This is a genomic window from Paenibacillus tyrphae, from assembly GCF_000722545.1.
Taxonomy (GTDB): domain Bacteria; phylum Bacillota; class Bacilli; order Paenibacillales; family NBRC-103111; genus Paenibacillus_G; species Paenibacillus_G tyrfis.
Genome location: NZ_JNVM01000020.1, coordinates 118,973 through 135,903 on the forward strand (window position 1 = coordinate 118,973; position 16,931 = coordinate 135,903).

General features: G+C 53.2%; 15 protein-coding genes, 7 tRNA genes and 1 rRNA gene. 5 read left to right on the forward strand and 18 right to left on the reverse strand.

The genetic code is table 11. The annotated features are described in order from the left end of the window. Positions 1 to 70: 70 nt before the first annotated feature. The 7 genes from phnE (ET33_RS23860) to ET33_RS23890 all read right to left on the reverse strand — a co-directional run bounded on the left by phnE (ET33_RS23860) (position 71) and on the right by ET33_RS23890 (position 6,116). On the reverse strand, positions 71 to 862 hold the full coding sequence (gene phnE, locus ET33_RS23860) for a phosphonate ABC transporter, permease protein PhnE (protein WP_036687762.1): 792 nt from the start codon (positions 860 to 862) through the stop codon (positions 71 to 73). Next, on the reverse strand, positions 859 to 1,650 hold the full coding sequence (gene phnE / locus ET33_RS23865; RefSeq protein WP_036687764.1) for a phosphonate ABC transporter, permease protein PhnE: 792 nt from the start codon (positions 1,648 to 1,650) through the stop codon (positions 859 to 861). Before phnE (ET33_RS23865) ends, phnE (ET33_RS23860) begins: the two co-directional genes overlap by 4 nt. Beyond that, positions 1,647 to 2,420: a phosphonate ABC transporter ATP-binding protein gene (gene phnC / locus ET33_RS23870; RefSeq protein ID WP_036687767.1), complete on the reverse strand. Its 774-nt coding sequence runs from the start codon at positions 2,418 to 2,420 to the stop codon at positions 1,647 to 1,649. The genes phnE (ET33_RS23865) and phnC overlap by 4 nt, the downstream gene beginning before the upstream one ends. 172 nt (positions 2,421 to 2,592) lie before the next feature. After that, the gene (locus ET33_RS23875) at positions 2,593 to 3,393 is read right to left on the reverse strand and encodes a lipid II flippase Amj family protein (RefSeq protein ID WP_036687769.1); all 801 of its coding nucleotides are present in this window, start codon (positions 3,391 to 3,393) and stop codon (positions 2,593 to 2,595) included. 121 nt (positions 3,394 to 3,514) lie between these two features. Beyond that, on the reverse strand, positions 3,515 to 4,288 hold the full coding sequence (locus ET33_RS23880) for an ABC transporter permease (RefSeq protein ID WP_036687771.1): 774 nt from the start codon (positions 4,286 to 4,288) through the stop codon (positions 3,515 to 3,517). Next, a complete protein-coding gene (locus tag ET33_RS23885) occupies positions 4,281 to 5,204 on the reverse strand; it encodes an ABC transporter ATP-binding protein (protein WP_036687774.1) in 924 nt (307 codons plus the stop codon). Before ET33_RS23885 ends, ET33_RS23880 begins: the two co-directional genes overlap by 8 nt. 96 nt (positions 5,205 to 5,300) lie before the next feature. Further along, a complete protein-coding gene (locus ET33_RS23890; RefSeq protein WP_036687776.1) occupies positions 5,301 to 6,116 on the reverse strand; it encodes a uroporphyrinogen-III synthase in 816 nt (271 codons plus the stop codon). 208 nt (positions 6,117 to 6,324) lie between these two features. On the opposite strand from ET33_RS23890, the gene ET33_RS23895 reads away from it, so the two are divergent. Further along, positions 6,325 to 7,044 (forward strand): 3D domain-containing protein, encoded by a 720-nt coding sequence (locus ET33_RS23895; RefSeq protein ID WP_036687778.1) that lies wholly within the window; start codon positions 6,325 to 6,327, stop codon positions 7,042 to 7,044. A gap of 18 nt (positions 7,045 to 7,062) precedes the next feature. Here ET33_RS23895 and ET33_RS23900 read toward each other — a convergent pair whose 3' ends face one another. Next, on the reverse strand, positions 7,063 to 8,121 hold the full coding sequence (locus ET33_RS23900; protein WP_036687830.1) for a TRAP transporter substrate-binding protein: 1,059 nt from the start codon (positions 8,119 to 8,121) through the stop codon (positions 7,063 to 7,065). Between the two features lie 157 nt (positions 8,122 to 8,278). Here ET33_RS23900 and ET33_RS23905 point away from each other — a divergent pair, with 157 nt between their 5' ends. The 4 genes from ET33_RS23905 (at position 8,279) to ET33_RS23920 (ending at position 12,703) form a co-directional block, all read left to right on the forward strand. Next, positions 8,279 to 8,725 (forward strand): hypothetical protein, encoded by a 447-nt coding sequence (locus ET33_RS23905; RefSeq protein WP_051775561.1) that lies wholly within the window; start codon positions 8,279 to 8,281, stop codon positions 8,723 to 8,725. Between the two features lie 140 nt (positions 8,726 to 8,865). Further along, entirely contained in the window at positions 8,866 to 10,446 is a 1,581-nt protein-coding gene (locus ET33_RS23910) for an ATP-binding protein (protein ID WP_036687781.1), read from the forward strand. A 55-nt stretch (positions 10,447 to 10,501) separates the two neighbouring features. Then, on the forward strand, positions 10,502 to 11,248 hold the full coding sequence (locus ET33_RS23915) for a response regulator (protein WP_051775562.1): 747 nt from the start codon (positions 10,502 to 10,504) through the stop codon (positions 11,246 to 11,248). Between the two features lie 147 nt (positions 11,249 to 11,395). Continuing rightward, positions 11,396 to 12,703 carry a dicarboxylate/amino acid:cation symporter gene (locus tag ET33_RS23920; protein WP_036687783.1) on the forward strand — a complete coding sequence of 436 codons (1,308 nt, stop codon included), beginning with the start codon at positions 11,396 to 11,398 and terminating at the stop codon, positions 12,701 to 12,703. Between the two features lie 50 nt (positions 12,704 to 12,753). Here ET33_RS23920 and ET33_RS23925 read toward each other — a convergent pair whose 3' ends face one another. The 10 genes from ET33_RS23925 to rrf form a co-directional block, all read right to left on the reverse strand. After that, complete coding sequence (locus ET33_RS23925) at positions 12,754 to 14,226, reverse strand: amino acid permease (RefSeq protein WP_036687785.1); 1,473 nt, start codon at positions 14,224 to 14,226, stop codon at positions 12,754 to 12,756. A 419-nt stretch (positions 14,227 to 14,645) separates the two neighbouring features. After that, the gene (locus ET33_RS23930) at positions 14,646 to 15,365 is read right to left on the reverse strand and encodes a thioesterase II family protein (protein ID WP_036687788.1); all 720 of its coding nucleotides are present in this window, start codon (positions 15,363 to 15,365) and stop codon (positions 14,646 to 14,648) included. Between the two features lie 455 nt (positions 15,366 to 15,820). Next, positions 15,821 to 15,894 (reverse strand) — tRNA-Arg (locus tag ET33_RS23935). Between the two features lie 17 nt (positions 15,895 to 15,911). After that, positions 15,912 to 15,986 (reverse strand) — tRNA-Gly (locus tag ET33_RS23940). 7 nt (positions 15,987 to 15,993) lie between these two features. After that, positions 15,994 to 16,077 (reverse strand) — tRNA-Leu (locus tag ET33_RS23945). A gap of 11 nt (positions 16,078 to 16,088) precedes the next feature. Further along, a tRNA-Leu gene (locus ET33_RS23950) sits at positions 16,089 to 16,174 on the reverse strand. Between the two features lie 8 nt (positions 16,175 to 16,182). Then, a tRNA-Lys gene (locus ET33_RS23955) sits at positions 16,183 to 16,255 on the reverse strand. Between the two features lie 12 nt (positions 16,256 to 16,267). Beyond that, a tRNA-Tyr gene (locus ET33_RS23960) sits at positions 16,268 to 16,353 on the reverse strand. Between the two features lie 17 nt (positions 16,354 to 16,370). Beyond that, positions 16,371 to 16,446 (reverse strand) — tRNA-Phe (locus ET33_RS23965). A gap of 45 nt (positions 16,447 to 16,491) precedes the next feature. Beyond that, positions 16,492 to 16,608, reverse strand: a 5S ribosomal RNA gene (rrf, locus tag ET33_RS23970). Positions 16,609 to 16,931 lie beyond the last annotated feature (323 nt).

Genomic DNA, 16,931 nt, shown 5'->3' on the forward strand with positions numbered 1-16,931 from the left:
GGCCTTTTCCGCACAAAGAAGCCCGCTTTTCGGCATAAATGATCCGAAAAGCGGGCTTTGTGGGCTATACTTACACCAGACGTTTGCGAATGGCAGAAGAAATAATATCGATAATGGTGACCATGACGATGATCCCGAGCAAAATAACGCCGACGCGGTTCCATGCGCGGCCTTCCAGCGCCAGAATGAGCGGCGCCCCGATCCCTCCCGCCCCGATCAAGCCGAGGATGGAAGCCGAACGGATGTTAATCTCGAAGCGGTACAGCGCAAACGAGAAGAAGTGCGGCAGCACCTGCGGAATGACGGCGAACCACAGCACCTGCAGGCGGTTGGCGCCGCAGGCGGTCAACGCCTCGGTCGGCCCGAGATCGAGATTTTCGATCGCCTCCGAATACAGCTTGCCGAGCATCCCGATCGAGTGTAAGCCGAGCGCCAGCACCCCGGCATAAGCGCCCGGGCCTACCGCTTTGATGAAGATGATCGCCATGACGATTTCCGGGAACGTCCGGATAAAGCTCAGCATAAATTTGCCGCTGCCGGATACCCAACGGAATCGGCTCATGTTATTTGCCGCCCAGAAGGCAAACGGCACGCACAGAAACGCCGATATAAACGTACCAATAATGGAAATCGCAAGCGTATCGAGCAGTCCCCGTATCAGGTCCTCGCCTTCGGGCATGTAGACAAAGCCCCAATCGGGATGGAACAAGCCACGGAGAATGGTGGCGAAATCCCGGCCGGCGTTTTCCGTCAAGCCTTCGAACTTAATGCCGAGGAAAGACCAGAGATAAATGGCCAATAAAATGATGGCCACGAGCCAGAAGCGGATGCGAAACGGTTTTTTAATCGTCGTCTGATTCATAACAGCCTCTCCCTTATCTTCGTGCTCACGAAATCGATCAGCAGCACGATCGCCAGCGTCAATATGATGATAAGGGCCGAACGGTCATAACGGAACTGCTGCAGTGTCCGGTCGAGCGTTAACCCGATCCCGCCCGCGCCGACCAAGCCTAACACGGCGGCAGCTCGGACATTGACTTCAAACGTGTACAAAAAATACGCGATATATTGCGCCGCCACCTGCGGCACGACGCCAAAATGAATCCATTGCATCTTATTAGCCCCGACGGCCGTCATCGCTTCCAGCGGACCCGGATCGATCGCTTCGATCGATTCGTAGGTCAGTTTAGCGATCAAGCCGAAGGAGAAAAAGGCGAGCGCCAGCACCCCGGGCATTGCCCCGATGCCGAAGATCGCAACGAACAATCCGGCAAAAAGCAGCTCCGGAATCGTCCGGATCAGGTTGAGAATAATGCGCGCCGGATGATAAATCCACGGGCTTCGGGTTACGTTGCCGGCCGCAAGCAAAGCGATCGGAATCGCGACCAGCCCGCCGAGCGTCGTGCCGATCACCGCCATTTGTATCGTTTCCATCATCGGCTTCCAGACGACATCGATATAACTCCAATCGGGAGGAACCATCTCGACGAGCAGCTTGCCCATCTCCGGAAAGCCTTCGATCAGCTTGGTAATGCTGGAGTCGGTATTATCAGCGCTCCACCATAATAGAAAAATCAGGATTAGCGTCGTCATATACGACTTCGCATTGGACGGCTTTTTCAGGATGTCGCGGCGTTCGGGCCCGGTCATTCCGCCTCCACCCCCAGAAGCTCGTCCTTCTTGATCGCGCGCCCGTAAATGCCCGAGAAGGCCTCGTCCGTCGCTTCCGATACGGGACCGTCGAACACGACCTCCCCTGCACGCAGGCCGATAATGCGGGTCGCGTATTCCCGCGCCAAGTCGATAAAGTGAAGGTTAACGACGGTCGTGATGCCGAGCTCCTGATTGATCCGTTTCAGGTCGTCCATGACCTGACGCGTCGTCAACGGGTCCAGCGAGGCGACTGGCTCGTCCGCCAAAATGATTTTCGCTTCTTGTGCAAGTGCTCTGGCGATCGAGACGCGCTGCTGCTGTCCGCCGGACAATTCGTCCGCACGGGCATACGCCTTTTCCCGAATATTTACGCGCTCAAGCGCTTGAAGCGAGAGCTCCACGTCTTGCTTCGGGAACAACCCGAGCAGCGTCCGCAGCGTCGAATGATAGCCGACACGACCGGAGAGTACGTTGCGAAGAACGGAGGAACGTTTGACCAAGTTGAAATTTTGAAAAATCATGCCGATATCGCGGCGCAGATTTCGAAGCTGGGCTCCTTTTGCCGCCGTAATAGAGCGCCCGTCGATGAGAATTTGGCCGTCGGTAATTTCATGCAGTCGGTTGATCGAGCGCAGCAGCGTCGATTTTCCCGCTCCCGAGAGCCCGACGATTACAATAAATTCGCCTTTGTCCATGGTCAAATTAATATTTTTGAGACCTACGGTTCCGTTTGGATATACCTTGGACACATTCTGGAATTCAATCATAGTCTAATGATAGTCCCCTTTAACTAATTTAAACTGACAGATTTTAATTCGACATGAATCGCGTTTTTCCTCTTCCGATGTGCCTTAAATCACTATATTAATGAAAGCTTAATACTTCCAGTCGGCAGGACTTGATTCCTAGGACTGTCAAAGAATAGAAGTCGCCGCGATTTTAAAATAACAACCCGCAAACGAACGCAATCACCTTCGCTCCCGGCAGGAGCAAAAGCTGCGCGAGCAAGGTGCCGGCCAGCCGCGACAGCATAAGGATGCCGAACATTTTATGGAGCTCCGCCTGCTTCACCTTGCCGGACATCGCCTTATCGGATAGCAGCGCCACTCGCGGATCGATGAAGATGGTTAACAAGATGGTGGCAATCCCGTTGATCAGCCCTGACGATTGCGCGGCGCTTGTCCCATGCTCGGGAACGAGATAAGACGCGTAAAGCGCGGATAATACACCGACCGTGTAGATGCCCGTGACCAAGGTGTTCATCAGCAAAAGCCGCTTCGGAATCCCGCCGATCCGCAGCCGGCTGAGCATCTCCATACGGGGCAGACGAAATACGCGCTTGACCGATTTCAGCTTCTCGATCGTCACGGACTCCCGAATCAGGAGCGGCAGCGACCCGACAACTTCAAGCCGGGCGATCAGCCGCGCGGACACGAACACCATCGTCGGAAAAACAAGAAGCGCCGCCAGCGTCCCGACGGAAGCCCCGATCAAGATCAGATGAAATTGAAACCCGAGCGCAACGTCCGGGTCATTCTTCGCTTTATCGATCAGATTGCCGAATAACGTACCTTGGAGCATGTTCGATGTTCTGGAGATCAGAACGATGATACCGGTAAGCGACAAGGCGACCGCCAGCTTTCCCGTTCGGATGCCGGCCAGCCTTACCGCATAAGATAGCGTTTCCACGCCGTGAATGATCAAGGTCAGCGCAAATACAAGCCATACCGATCCGGCCATGCTTCCCCTCCTCCGTTTTGCAGACAAGCCAAAAACGCGACCGCACGCTTGATTCGCAAGAACAAAGACGGCTGTCGCGTTTGCAGTGGTATGTCGGTTGAATGACGTCTCTTTATCGCTGTTAACTGCCTGCGACGTCCCTCTTCGTGAATAGCAGCCAGGAGACGGCATAGAACACAATCCAATAAGCGGCCAGAATAGCCAGAGAGAAGCCGAGCGTCATCCCGGGGATTATAGGCTTGCCCCCATGCAAATACGGAGTCAAATCCGTATTGGCGAACAATAAATATTTGACCCAGGTATATCTGAGCTGCACCAAAATAGTTACGAGCGTTCCGGACACAAACATCAGGAAGATGGAGAGTCCGATCGCCAGCGAGCTGCTCCGGAAAACGGTCGAAATCATAAAAGCCAGCGTCGCCGTCATCACGATCTCTATGGCTTTGATTCCATATCCTTGAAGGATGGCCGGCATCGTCCCATCGGGCGCAACCGAGCCGCTGACGCCGAATAGCACAAGCCCCGTAAAGTAAGAGATGATCAGCATAAGCAGCAGCAGCTCGACAATGAACAGCAGCACCGATACGTACTTGGCCAATAAAATTTTGCCGCGGGAGGCCGGACGGATCAGCAGTAGCTTCACCGTGCCCCATGTAAATTCGGAAGCTACGCTGTCGCCCGCCACAATGACGGAAAAAATCGTGACGAGCGGGGCGAGACTTGCCGAGAAGCTCATGAACTGAAGAACGTGGTTCATCCCCGATTCGAGGACATATTTCATCATTGCGCCCATCGCAATGACCGCCAGAACGACAAAAGCGAGCATGATCCACGTCCGCAGGCGGGTAAAAATTTTCATCTGTTCGTTCTGTATAAGGCGAAATACGCTAGACAATCCGGTTCCCTCCCGTCACTTCGAGGAACTGCTCCTCGAGCGTTTTGGTCAGCGTCCGGATGCCGTAAACCCGGATTCCCGCCGCAACGAAACGGGCGTTAAGCTCGGCGGTCGCTTCCCGCCGATTCGGCAGCCATACGACGAGCTCGGAACCTTCCGCCTTCGCACGTTCCGCCTCGCCAAGCAGTTCCAGGGCCGCATCGGGGCGATCGACTTCAAACCGGACCTCAACGGCCTCCTTCTCCGAAGGCGCCTCCTTGAACGACCGGACATCGAGCAGCCGTCCGTTCTGAATAATGGCCACCCGGTCGCACATCAATTCCATCTCCGACAGCAAGTGGCTCGAAACGATGACCGCCAGCCCTTCCTCCGCAGCCAAGCGGCGCAAATAATCGCGCAGCTCGCGGATTCCCTCGGGGTCCAGACCGTTGGTCGGCTCGTCGAGCACGAGCACCGACGGGCGATGCAGGATCGCCTGGGCTACGCCGAGACGCTGCCGCATACCGAGCGAATACGTTTTAACCTTGTCCATAATACGGTTCTCAAGCTTTACCAGCCGGACCACTTCGTCGATCCGTTCCTTTGAGACATTCGGCATCATCCGGGCAAAATGAACCAGGTTCTGATACCCGGTCATAAACCCGTAAAATTCGGGATTTTCTACAATCGCGCCGACATGAAGCATCGCTTGCTCGAACCTTGTTTTCACGCTGTGTCCCTGAATCAGTACTTCTCCGTCCGTGATGGCCATTAAACCGACCATCATCCGGATCGTTGTCGTCTTGCCCGCGCCGTTCGGTCCGAGAAAACCGAACACTTCGCCGGGCTTCACCGCGAAGGACAGCCCGTCCACAATTGTTTTGGAGCCGATTCGCTTGGTTACCTGCTGCAATTGTACTACCGGAGTCGCTTCCATAATGCCTCCATATGTAAAAAATAGGGCATACCTTCCTAACACGGAAAGTATACCATACCTTAAATCACTGACCAAATTTCGGAACAGGCCGACGCTCTACGCCCCGAATTCCTGCTCATAATACTGCGCCAGGCTGACGATCATGCTGCCCATCCGCTCCTGCTCCGGTGCGACAACCCGTGCGATGCCTTCTTCGCGAAGCGCTTCAGCGGTCACTTTACCTACAGCCACGGCGACGACGCCGCTCGCAAAAGCTTCCTTCACCCGGTCCGCCATCCCCTGCTCCCGCGCATAGGCCATCAAAAACCGGACCTGCGGGGTGCTGGTGAACGTCACGGCATCGATAGCGCCGCTCACGATATCATTCAGCAGCGTGTCCACCACCTCCATGGCGGGCGGAACGTGCCGATACGGCAAAATTTCACGGTACGACGCCTGCCGCTCGGCCAGCCATTGGACAAGCCTTGGCGCGGTATCGCCGTACAGCTGCAGCGCCACCCTTTGTCCTTGAAGCTCAAAAGGCGTCATCGCCGCGATCAGGCTGGCCGTCGTTCCGTCCTCGTCCCGCACGGCAGGGGTTAGCCCCAACGTTTTCAAGTAATTGATCGTTTTGTAGCCTCTTGCCGCGATTCGGGCTTGGCTCAGCGTTTTGACGAACGCTTCCTTTTGGCCCATGCCTTCGGCCGCTTGCACCAATAGCTCCGTGCCGATCCCTGTCGTAAGAATCACCCAATCGATCCCCGTCTCGATCAGCCGGACGATTTCCGCCTCCACTTGCTCCTGCTCGACGGCAACGGTTCCTTGGGCCGGCCGCAAGATCGGCACCCCGTCCAGCTTTTCCACGATGACGCTGAGCTCCGCCGCTTTCCTCGGTCCCGTAAGCGCAATTCGTTTTCCTGCAAGTCTGCTCATTCCGATGCCCCCTTGTGCGGACCCTCTGCCGGTCGCGTATTCCTGCAATGCGTCACAATATCTGACATATAGTTCGTACTATACTGGAAGATTGCCGTTCAATCAATAGATTTGGAGAAATGAATTTTTGCCTGGCGGTTTAAATTCGGGGATAGCGGGCAAATCTAGTACTATCACTCTAGCTTTTTTAAAGGAGGAGCAGTAAGGAATGTTAAATAGTCGTAGTATTTCTCGGCTTACGATTTGCCTTATTCTCATCGTCACCTTGGGAGCGGCGGCCGAGCGGTCCGCCTATGCCTACCATACATCGGCGGATCTGGCCGAAACGGCCATGTCATCCCAGGAATGGGACGCGATCCTGCAGAGAGACACAGAGGCAGAAGCACAGACGGGAAGCCCTGTCTTGAAGACACAGTCTTCCCCTGTCTCCTACAAAGTGCGCTCGGGCGATACGCTATATCGAATCTCCAGATCGTTCGGAATCCCCCTTCAGACACTGCTAGCCGTTAACGGAATCGACGATCCGGGATCGCTCCAGGCAGGACAGCAGCTGCAGATTCCGTCGGAACAAGCCGGGCTTGAGCTGCCTGGGGGACAAGCGAGTATCATCCGGCAGGTGCTGACTTCCACGCTAACCGCTTATACCGCGGGAGTCGAATCGACCGGGAAGAAACCGTCCCATCCGGACTACGGCATCACCTACAGCGGCAGCAAAGCCGAGGAAGGACGCACGGTTGCCGTCGATCCTTCGGTTATCCCGATGGGCTCGACCGTTTTCATCGACGGTATCGGCGTCCGCAAAGCCGAAGATATCGGATCGGCCATCCGCGGCACGCGAATCGACTTGTTCATGGACGACGTACAGCAGGCCCGCGACTTCGGCGTGAAGAAAAATGTGAAGGTTTACGTGCTTGAAGGTACGGCGTAGGATATTCTACGCCGTTCTTCAACTGCCGTACTTTTCCCGCAGCCGGCGAATACGGCTCATGACGTCTTTTCCAATCGTGGCCTCGAATTCCTGATAGATCGGCTCCCATCGCTGCATCCACTCGCGGCGTTCCTCCGGCGTTTGAACATGAATTTCCAGCCCTCCCTGATGGCGCAGCTCTTCAAGCTGGCGGCGGTTCATTTCGATCGCATTCTCATTGGCCCAGTGCGCCGTTTCTTCCAACGCTTCTACCAAGGGCTTCTTGACATCCCCCGGTAGCTTGTCCCAGAACGATTTGTTCATCAGCACCGTATACCCGAGATATCCGTGGTTGCTGATGGTCATATATTTTTGCACCTGATAGAACTTTTTCGTGCGGATGTTGGAGATCGTATTCTCTTCGCCGTCCACGACGCCCGACTCCAGACCGCGGTAAACTTCGTTGAACGGAATCGGGGTCGTTTTTGCATCAAACTGTCGAAATTGCGCTTCGATCACTTTGCTGGGCAAAATGCGAAAGTGCTGTTCTTTGAAGTCCGAAGGATGGATCAGCGGCCCCCGATTGGAAGTCATTTGCTTGAAGCCGTTGCCCCAATAGGACAAGCCGACCAAATTTTTGCTTGCCAGCTTATCGAACAGCAGCTTCCCGAGCTCGCCGTCAAACGCCTCCTGTACCGCTTCATCGCTCAAGAACGCATACGGCAGGTCAAACGTCAGCCATGCCGGAACATGCTCGGACAGATTGGCAAACGAAGGGGCGATCATCTGTACGTTACCGCGCATAAGCGCGTCCATTTCGTCGGTCTCGTTATAGAGAACGGCGTTCGGAAACACTTCGACCTTCACGCGGCGGTCCGTCTTTTCCGACATCAGGCGGGCAAACCTTTGGGCCGCCAGACCTTTGGGCGTATTTTCGGCAACGACATGGCTGAATTTAATGACCAGTGCCTGATCGAAGCCTTCTTGCTCGTCATCCGCCACGTCGGATGTGGTTGAAAATCCCGGATAAAAACCGATCGCCACGGCAGCGGCAAGTCCGATTAATACAACAAGCAGCGTTCCGAGCAAAGGCCTCACGCCCGTCCACCTCCGGAGTGTCATGATCATGTTGTACAATAACATATGTCGCCGCCTAACTCAATGAAGACCGTACAGCGAACATGAATTTTGAAGAAACGGTTAAACTAAAGAAAAACGCGGACGATTCCCCGCAAACGAAGGAGGTTTCAGACGAGTGCCGGCAAGATTCATACGGGGTCTGCTTTGGTGCCTTCTGCTGATGCCGATCGTATTGACGGGCTGCGGCGGCGGAAAAAAACAAGAGCAGCAACAAAGTAAAAAACAGCAGCAAAGTAAGCCGAGCAATACGATGCTTCAACAGCAGTTGAAGATATATCAGGATATAAAAAAGAACGAGCATGAACAACAGGAAAAGATCCGCAAGGAAGAAAAAAAGCAGCTTAAAAAGCTGCAAAAGGACCAGCAAAAAATGCTGAAGCGGGAACTCGAATTTCAAGAAAAAGTTCGTATGGGGGGCAACCCGTGGGCAGGCGGCAAAAAGGAAAAGCAGCAAGAAGGCAAAGCCGGGACGAAGAAAGAATCGTCCGACAAGAAAAACAAATCCCCGGAGCAGCAGCAAGGTAAAGGGAAGGAAGAGAAAAAGAAGATGCCCGGAGGATAATTCTCCCGATTCCATACGTATCCGCTTATCGACAGCCCGTCCCCGCTCCATCCCGGTTGCGGAAGACAGGGCTGTTTTGTTTTGCATCCGCCGCATCCTGTTGTATGATAATATATCGTAGAAAGGGGGCGGGACGGATTATGCTGCAGCGCTTGAAAATCAACTGGAAAATCGCGATTTTGTCGTTCGGCATCGTCCTGTTCTCGCTCTGTATCGGAGGGACGATTCTCCTTGGCAGCATCGTCCGGCTGAAAGAGGAAGAGCTTGGGCGGCGGCTGCTTGTAACCGCTCGCACCGTAGCGCAGATGCCGGAGATCGTCTCCGGCATTGCGGACCCCGGAATGCGCGACGGCATCCAGCTTGCCGCCGAGCGCATTCGCATCATCAACGACGTAACCTACGTCGTGGTGATGGATATGCACCGGCTGCGGCTGTCGCATCCGGTGGAAAGCAAAATCGGCACCATTTCGTCCGGTGCCGATGAAGGCCCCGCCTTTGCCGAGCACAGTTACGTGTCCAAGGCAGAGGGCGAGCTCGGCACGGCGCTGCGCGCCTTCGTGCCGATTATGAACGCCGAGCATGCGCAAGTAGGCGTCGCGCTCGTCGGCCGCATCCAGCCGACCGTAGGGCAGGTGCTGCTGGACCTGTCGAGTCAAGCCTACGTCGTGCTGCTTATCTCCCTGCTCTTCGGGCTATGGGGATCGTGGAAGCTCGCCCAGCATATCAAGCGGCAGATGTTCGAGCTGGAGCCGCACGAAATTGCCGCGCTGCTGCTTGAACGTACGGCGACGTTCAACGCGATGCACGAGGGCGTCATTGCCATCGATAAGTCCGAACGCATCACGATTTTCAACGAGAAGGCAAAGCAGATGCTCAAAGTATCGGGCGACGTTGTCGGCAAGTCGATCTGGGAGGTGCTCCCCGATACGCGGCTGCCCGAAATATTGGAGCTCAATCATCCGATCTTCAATCAAGAGCTGGTCATTCAAGACACGCCGATCATGAGCAACCGGGTGCCAGTTACCGTAGGCGGGGAAACCGTCGGTGCCGTCGCCATTTTCCAAGACCGGACGGAAGCGACGCGGATGGCCGAAGAGCTGACTGGCGTCCGGACCTTCGTCGATGCGCTGCGCGTGCAAAACCACGAATACATGAACAAGCTGCATACGATCGGCGGTTTAATTCAGCTCGGCAGCAACGAGAAAGCGCTTGACTATTTGTTCGAAATGACCGAGCAGAAAGAAGAGCTAACCCGTTTCCTCGACAGTCGCATCCACAACGAGAGCTTGACCGGTCTGCTGCTTGGCAAAATCAGCCGCGGCCGGGAGCTTGGCATCGAGGTGACCATCGACCGGCAAAGCCGGCTGGAGCGGTTTCCCGAACGGCTCGATCATCACGATTTCGTCATTCTGCTCGGCAACCTCCTGGAAAATGCTTTTGACGCATTGCATCATCAAACCATGGATAGCAAACACATCTTTATCAGCCTTGAACAAGATGACCAGGTGCTGTCCGTCCTCGTCGAGGACAATGGCTGCGGCATGGAGGAGTCCGTCAAAACCCGCATATTCAAGCACGGCTTTACGACCAAAGGCGGCGGTGGACGCGGAATCGGACTTCACCTGATCGCTGGTATCGTGCAGAAAGGCGGTGGTTCGGTTCAGATCGAATCGACCCCGGGAGAAGGAACGACGTTCATCCTTACGTTCCCGATGCAGTAATTTGTGCAGTCCGATGCCCTTCATTTACAGTGAAAGCGAGGAGATGACAAGCAATATGGCAGACGGTTTGAACGAATTCAAGCGGGACGCTCTCCGTGTTCTGCTGATCGAAGACGATCCGATGGTGCAGGAGGTCAACAGTCAATTCGTTGAGCGAGTGGAAGACTTTCGTGTCGTCGGCATCGCCTCCAGCGGGGATGAGGGCTTGCGCCTGGCGAAAGAGCTCCAGCCGGATTTGGTCATCCTCGATATTTTCATGCCGGTGAGGGACGGCATCGAGACGATGCTGGAGCTCCGCCGAAATCAAACCCCCGTCGATGTTCTGGTGATCAGCGCAGCCAACGATATGCGCACCATCGAGCGAATGCTTCAGAACGGGGCCGTCGATTACATTATGAAACCGTTTAAATTTGAGCGGGTGAAGCAGGCGCTCGAGCATTACCGGCAGATGAAGGCAGCGGTCGACAGCGGCCGTCCCGCTTCCCAATCCGAGCTGGACCGGCTGCTATTCGGAAGAACGCATGATGCGTCTTCACCAGAAGGGCAAAAGGAAGAGCCGCCGGAATTACCCAAAGGACTTCAAGCCGTAACCCTCAAGCAGATTGTGCAATTTTTGGTCCTGCAATCGGAGGCGCTTTCAGCGGAGGAGGTCGCCGAAGGCGTAGGCATCGCCAGGGTGACGGCCAGACGCTATCTCGATTATTTGGAGAAGAGCGGTCAAGTCCGTCTCGATCTCCAATACGGGGTCGGCCGCCCCGTCAATAAATACAGATTATCCTCTCCGCACGGCGGATCGCGTTAACGTACAACGCGATCCGCTTTTTTTGTGCGCTTTCCGAGACCAAAAAGACCAAAACAACCAATATGTCCAAATGATTCACAAGCCGTTTTGAAAGCGATAACATGAAAACACGAAAAGAGAACGCAATATAGAAATGAGGGAATTTCCATGAAAATCAACTTCAAAAACCTTACGGTTCAGGTCTTGATTGCCATCGTTCTTGGGATCTTGATCGGACAATTTTTCCCATCATTCGGGGTGCAGCTCAAAGTGCTCGGCGATATGTTCGTCAAGCTGATCAAAATGGTCATCGCCCCCATCGTCTTTTTCACAATTGTAATCGGTTTCGCGAATATGGGAGATATGAAAAAAATCGGCCGGATCGGTGGCAAAGCGCTGCTGTATTTCGAGATCATCACGACTTTTGCGATGGCGATCGGGATTGCCGTCATGTATCTCGTCCGCCCCGGCTCCGGCATGGACGTCAGCAAGGTCGGCGCCAATGCGGCCGACGTGGCAAAATATGCGAAGCAAGCGGCGGAAACTCCGCACGGCTTCATGGATTTTCTGCTCAGCGTCATTCCGGATAGCGTCGTAGGCGCACTCGCCAAAGGCGACATGCTGCCGGTGCTCTTATTCTCCGTCATGTTCGGTCTCGCTATGGCTTCCCTGGGCGAGAAATCGAGACCCGTTACGCAATTTTTCGAGAAATTGAACGACATCTTCTTTAAATTGGTAGCCATGATCATGCGCTTCTCCCCTATTGCCGCCGGCGGCGCCATGGCTTATACGATCGGGAAATTCGGGATTGGCTCCCTGTTCTCCCTTGGCAAAATGATGGGCTCCGTTTACATCACCATGATTCTGTTCGTCATCGTTATTCTCGGCGCAGTAGCCCGGTTCTACGGCTTCAGCATCTTCAATCTGCTGAAGTTCATCAAAGAAGAAATCTTGCTGGTGCTCGGCACATCCTCCTCCGAATCGGCGCTGCCGCGCTTGATGGAACGTCTTGAGAAATACGGCTGCTCCAAGTCGGTCGTCGGTTTGGTCGTCCCAACCGGATATTCGTTCAACCTGGACGGAACGTCGATTTACTTATCGATGGCAGCGCTATTTATCGCGCAAGCCTATGGCATTGAGCTGACATGGCTGCAAATTATAACGCTGCTGGGCGTGCTGATGCTGACCTCCAAAGGTGCGGCAGGCGTTACCGGCTCCGGCTTCGTCACCTTGGCGGCCACGCTTGCCGCAATCCCAGGCAACGTGATCCCGATCGAAGGCATGGCGCTTCTGCTTGGCGTTGACCGCTTCATGTCCGAAGCCCGCGCCATCACGAACCTGATCGGCAACAGCGTTGCCACCGTCGTCATTGCGAAGAGCGAGAAGCAGTTTGACAATCAGACGATTGCGGTCTCCCCTTCTTCGGAAGAAGGCGTTTATATAAGCAGCGAATCCAAAGCCCTCACTACAAATTAACGTACAAAAAAGCAGCCGTACCCTTGCCGGTGCGGCTGCTTTATTATTTCCTATTTCGACCGTTCCTCAATCATCTCATCGAACACACATTCTTCCAGCTTCAGCATCTTCGTTTTATGCTTCCATTTATACGTCAGCCATATCACCAAAAAGAGCGGAATACCGATATAAGAAGCAAACAGGTAGGGCCAATCGACCGTACCGTCCTTAATCCCGCCCATACACTGACCGACGATAACGATAGCGCACAGTACCCCAGCCAAGATCGGCCCGAACGGAAACCATTTGGCTTTGTACGGCAGATCGTTGATGTCGTGGCCTTGAGCGACATAAGCTTTACGGAAGCGGTAGTGGCTTATCGCTATGCCGAGCCAAGCGATAAAGCCCGACATGCCGGATGCATTCAACAGCCAAGTATAGACGACACCGTCCCCGAACGAGGAAGACAAGAAAGCGAACATGCCCAAAGCGCTCGTCGCCAGCAGCGCATAAACCGGAACGCCTCTCTTGCTCAGCTTGGCGAGAAAACGCGGTGCTTTCCCTTCTTTGGCCAGTACCCACAGCATCCGAGTCGACGCGTACATACCGGAGTTCCCTGCTGACAGTACCGATGTAAGGATGACGGCGTTCATCACCGATGCGGCGATGCTGAGGCCGGCTTTTTCAAATACCATCGTGAACGGGCTCATCGCCACGTTATCGCTGGCCAAATTTTCGTTCGTATACGGAATAAGCAGACCGATCACCGCGATAGCAATCAAATAAAACAGCAGAATGCGCCAGAAAACCGAACGGATCGCCTTAGGCACGTTGCGGCGCGGATCTTCACTCTCCCCGGCGGCTACCCCTACCAGCTCCGTTCCCTGAAAGGAGAACCCTGCAGCCATAAATACGCCGAGTGCAGCCAAGAACCCTCCATGGAAAGGCGCGTCGCCGATCTTAAGATTTCGCAAGCCGACGGCTTCGCTAGACCAGATACCGACGATCATCAAAATGCCGATTGCGATGAATATAATGATCGTGACGACCTTAATTAACGCAAACCAGTACTCCGATTCCCCATAGCTTTTTACCGAAAGCAGATTGAGCCCCACCATCAAGGCAAGAAACAACGCACTCCAGAGAAAAGAAGGACTGTCGGGAAGCCAAAATTTAATGATCAGTGTCGCTGCCGACAGCTCGGCGGCTATCGTAATCGCCCAGTTGTACCAATAGTTCCAGCCGAGCGCGAACCCGAACGACGGGTCCACGAAGCGGGTCGCGTACGTGCTGAACGTCCCGGATACCGGCATGTAAGTAGCCATCTCGCCTAAGCTCGTCACCAGAAAATAAACCATGATGCCGATTATCAAATACGCAAGGAACGCTCCGCCCGGACCTGCTGAATGAATGGCTCCACCGCTGGCCAGAAACAGGCCTGTACCGATGGAACCGCCGAGCGAAATCATAGTCATGTGCCGGGCCGCCAGCCCTCTTTTTAACTGATTCGGGGATGAAGATTTGTCCACTCGGGTAGAGTTCATAGATCGCTACTCCTTCTGAAAATGTTAAGGTCACCCTCATCAAAGATTTTTTATGGCGCTTTCAAAGCTCCAAACTAGTTCGTAGGGCATAAAAAAAGCCGCAACCTGTATGCGACTACTTGGTCCTCTTAGGTTTATTCATAAAATCTAAACAATATGCCTACCCATTCTATCATATATCGTTTCCTTTTATCTAGTCCTATCTTTTGACAGCATTCTCTCATAAGAAAAGTGAGGAGTGAAGACGTAACAGGAGGATGGACACATCGGAGGGCTATGCTAAATTTTCCTCTCACCGGCCCTGTAGAGGCGTTGCTAGGGGCCAGAATAAGAGAGGCTTACCGATAGTTTTTCTTCGTCTGAGGCAGAGAAAAGGGACCGTCAGAATGGATGACGATCCCCTACTATATGGGCCTATGTTATCTGCCCGATGATAATGCTACTATACTCAATGTTTCATTAATCAGCTTGACGATAGACTCCGTATGGTCATGAATGAAAAAATGCCCGCCATCATACTCGACAATCTTGAAGGAACCGTTGGTATGGTCATTCCAAGCGGTCAAATGCCCGGGAACCATGTCGTCTTCTTTTCCATTCAGAACGGTAAGGTCACAATCGAACTTTACATTTTTTTCATGGTAAGCATAGGTTTCAACCAGCTTATAGTCCGCTCTTAAAAGCGGCATAAAAATCTCCGCCAATTCCTGGTTCTCGAACAGTTCCCGCGGTGTTCCTCCCAGTTGGTGAACTTCTGTCATAAACTCGGCTTCAGGGAGAAGGTGCATCACCTTCCTGTCATGCGGACAATGCGGTGCCCGACGCCCGGATGCAAAGATGTGCACCGGCTCCACGCCCTTTTGCTGCTTAATTTTGCAGCAAAGCTCATACGTCAACAAGCTTCCCATACTGTGCCCGAACAAGGCAAAGGGGGCATGGAGCCTCCCGCTGATCTCACGATAAATATCTTCGACTGCTTCCTCTACGTTAGCATAAGGAGAGTCGTTAAATCTCCGTCCTCTGGCGGCCAACTCCACAGGATATAATTCAATATCCGCATTCAATAATCTTTTCCATTTGGAATAGATCGTAGCCGATCCGCCGGCATAAGGCAGACAAAATAACTGGATTTTACTCATGGAAAGAAGCACCCCAATCTGTGTAATAGAACGCTAAAGCTCAAGCCATATCATAAGACGGGCCATCCGGCTTCTTCTTATCTTCAGTTGTAAGTTCTTTTTCGTCCGGGACCCATCTGTCGATAACCATTCATCGGTTTGCTATAATTGCCAAAATGAATATGATCCTCTCCAAACCTCCCTTGCTTACATATTGTGCGTGATGCATAGAAATTCATAAGAAAGATGGATGTGATCCACAAAACTACGGTGACCTATATTTTACCAAATAAAAAAGGTATTGTATATTTAGTTTTTGTAATACATTAATGAAAAACAGCAAAAGATTCGATTAGCCGTCTCCCCCGGAATCTTTTATCAAACATTACGACAAAAAAGAACTGCTTTTGAAGTCAGTATTTCTACTTTCTTCAAAAACAGCTCTTCTTTTAGTTTGCTTTATTAAGCAGTAAGTACGTGCCCTGAGAGATTCGAACTCCCGACCTTTTGATTCGTAGTCAAACGCTCTATCCGGCTGAGCTAAGGGCACATAATTTTATTAATAAATGGAGCGGAAGACGGGATTCGAACCCGCGACCCTCGCCTTGGCAAGGCGATGCTCTACCCCTGAGCCACTTCCGCGTAAAGATGCGGTCGAGAGGACTCGAACCTCCACGGCTGTTACACCACTAGAACCTGAATCTAGCGCGTCTGCCAATTCCGCCACGACCGCATATTTGATTTTGGTGCGGTTGAGAGGACTCGAACCTCCACGAGCATACGCCCACTACCCCCTCAAGATAGCGTGTCTGCCATTCCACCACAACCGCATATAACGTGAGCCATGTAGGACTCGAACCTACGACACCCTGATTAAAAGTCAGGTGCTCTACCAACTGAGCTAATGGCTCATAATCTAAAACTGGTGGAGGCTGATGGATTCGAACCACCGAACTCGTCAGAGAACAGATTTACAGTCTGCTGCGTTTGGCCACTTCGCTAAGCCTCCGTGTTGCTTATAAAACATGGTGGCTCGGGACGGAATCGAACCGCCGACACGAGGATTTTCAGTCCTCTGCTCTACCGACTGAGCTACCGAGCCGGGCACCGTTTTATTCATGAAAAAACCCATGCCTGTGGGCATTCCGCTTGGCGACGTCCTACTCTCCCAGGACCCTGCGGTCCAAGTACCATCGGCGCTGGAAGGCTTAACGGTCGTGTTCGGGATGGGTACGCGTGGTTCCCTTCCGCCATCATCACCAAACCTAAAAGTTTCGCGCAGCGAAACTCGCTACGGAAGCTTGGATTTTTCGAAGCGTTGCTGCTCCGAAATTGCTGCGAGAAAATATCCATCCTTAGAAAGGACGTGCAGCTCAGGATTTGTGCCCTGAAAACTGGATCGAAACAAAACGTTCCGATATATCTTTTCTCGCTCCGTTGACTGCGTCAAAAGTCGCTCCTAAAAGATATATCTTCACTGATATCTAAACCTTAGTCGCTTCCGAAGGGATCTTCGGAAGACTTAGCTTATGCTTTCGAAGTAGCTTTCCTTCGGAAAGCTTGTAGGATAAGCCCTCGACCGATTAG

What these genes read in the sequence shown, in the direction of transcription:
- ET33_RS23875 (WP_036687769.1), bottom strand. Translation starts at nt 3,393, where the DNA reads ATGGCCGGATCGGTATGGCTTGTATTTGCGCTGACCTTGATCATTCAC.
- ET33_RS23920 (WP_036687783.1), top strand. Translation starts at nt 11,396, where the DNA reads ATGAAAATCAACTTCAAAAACCTTACGGTTCAGGTCTTGATTGCCATC.
- phnE (WP_036687764.1), bottom strand. Translation starts at nt 1,650, where the DNA reads ATGACCGGGCCCGAACGCCGCGACATCCTGAAAAAGCCGTCCAATGCG.
- ET33_RS23895 (WP_036687778.1), top strand. Translation starts at nt 6,325, where the DNA reads ATGTTAAATAGTCGTAGTATTTCTCGGCTTACGATTTGCCTTATTCTC.
- ET33_RS23915 (WP_051775562.1), top strand. Translation starts at nt 10,502, where the DNA reads ATGGCAGACGGTTTGAACGAATTCAAGCGGGACGCTCTCCGTGTTCTG.
- ET33_RS23890 (WP_036687776.1), bottom strand. Translation starts at nt 6,116, where the DNA reads ATGAGCAGACTTGCAGGAAAACGAATTGCGCTTACGGGACCGAGGAAA.
- phnE (WP_036687762.1), bottom strand. Translation starts at nt 862, where the DNA reads ATGAATCAGACGACGATTAAAAAACCGTTTCGCATCCGCTTCTGGCTC.
- ET33_RS23925 (WP_036687785.1), bottom strand. Translation starts at nt 14,226, where the DNA reads ATGAACTCTACCCGAGTGGACAAATCTTCATCCCCGAATCAGTTAAAA.
- ET33_RS23930 (WP_036687788.1), bottom strand. Translation starts at nt 15,365, where the DNA reads ATGAGTAAAATCCAGTTATTTTGTCTGCCTTATGCCGGCGGATCGGCT.
- phnC (WP_036687767.1), bottom strand. Translation starts at nt 2,420, where the DNA reads ATGATTGAATTCCAGAATGTGTCCAAGGTATATCCAAACGGAACCGTA.
- ET33_RS23885 (WP_036687774.1), bottom strand. Translation starts at nt 5,204, where the DNA reads ATGGAAGCGACTCCGGTAGTACAATTGCAGCAGGTAACCAAGCGAATC.
- ET33_RS23910 (WP_036687781.1), top strand. Translation starts at nt 8,866, where the DNA reads ATGCTGCAGCGCTTGAAAATCAACTGGAAAATCGCGATTTTGTCGTTC.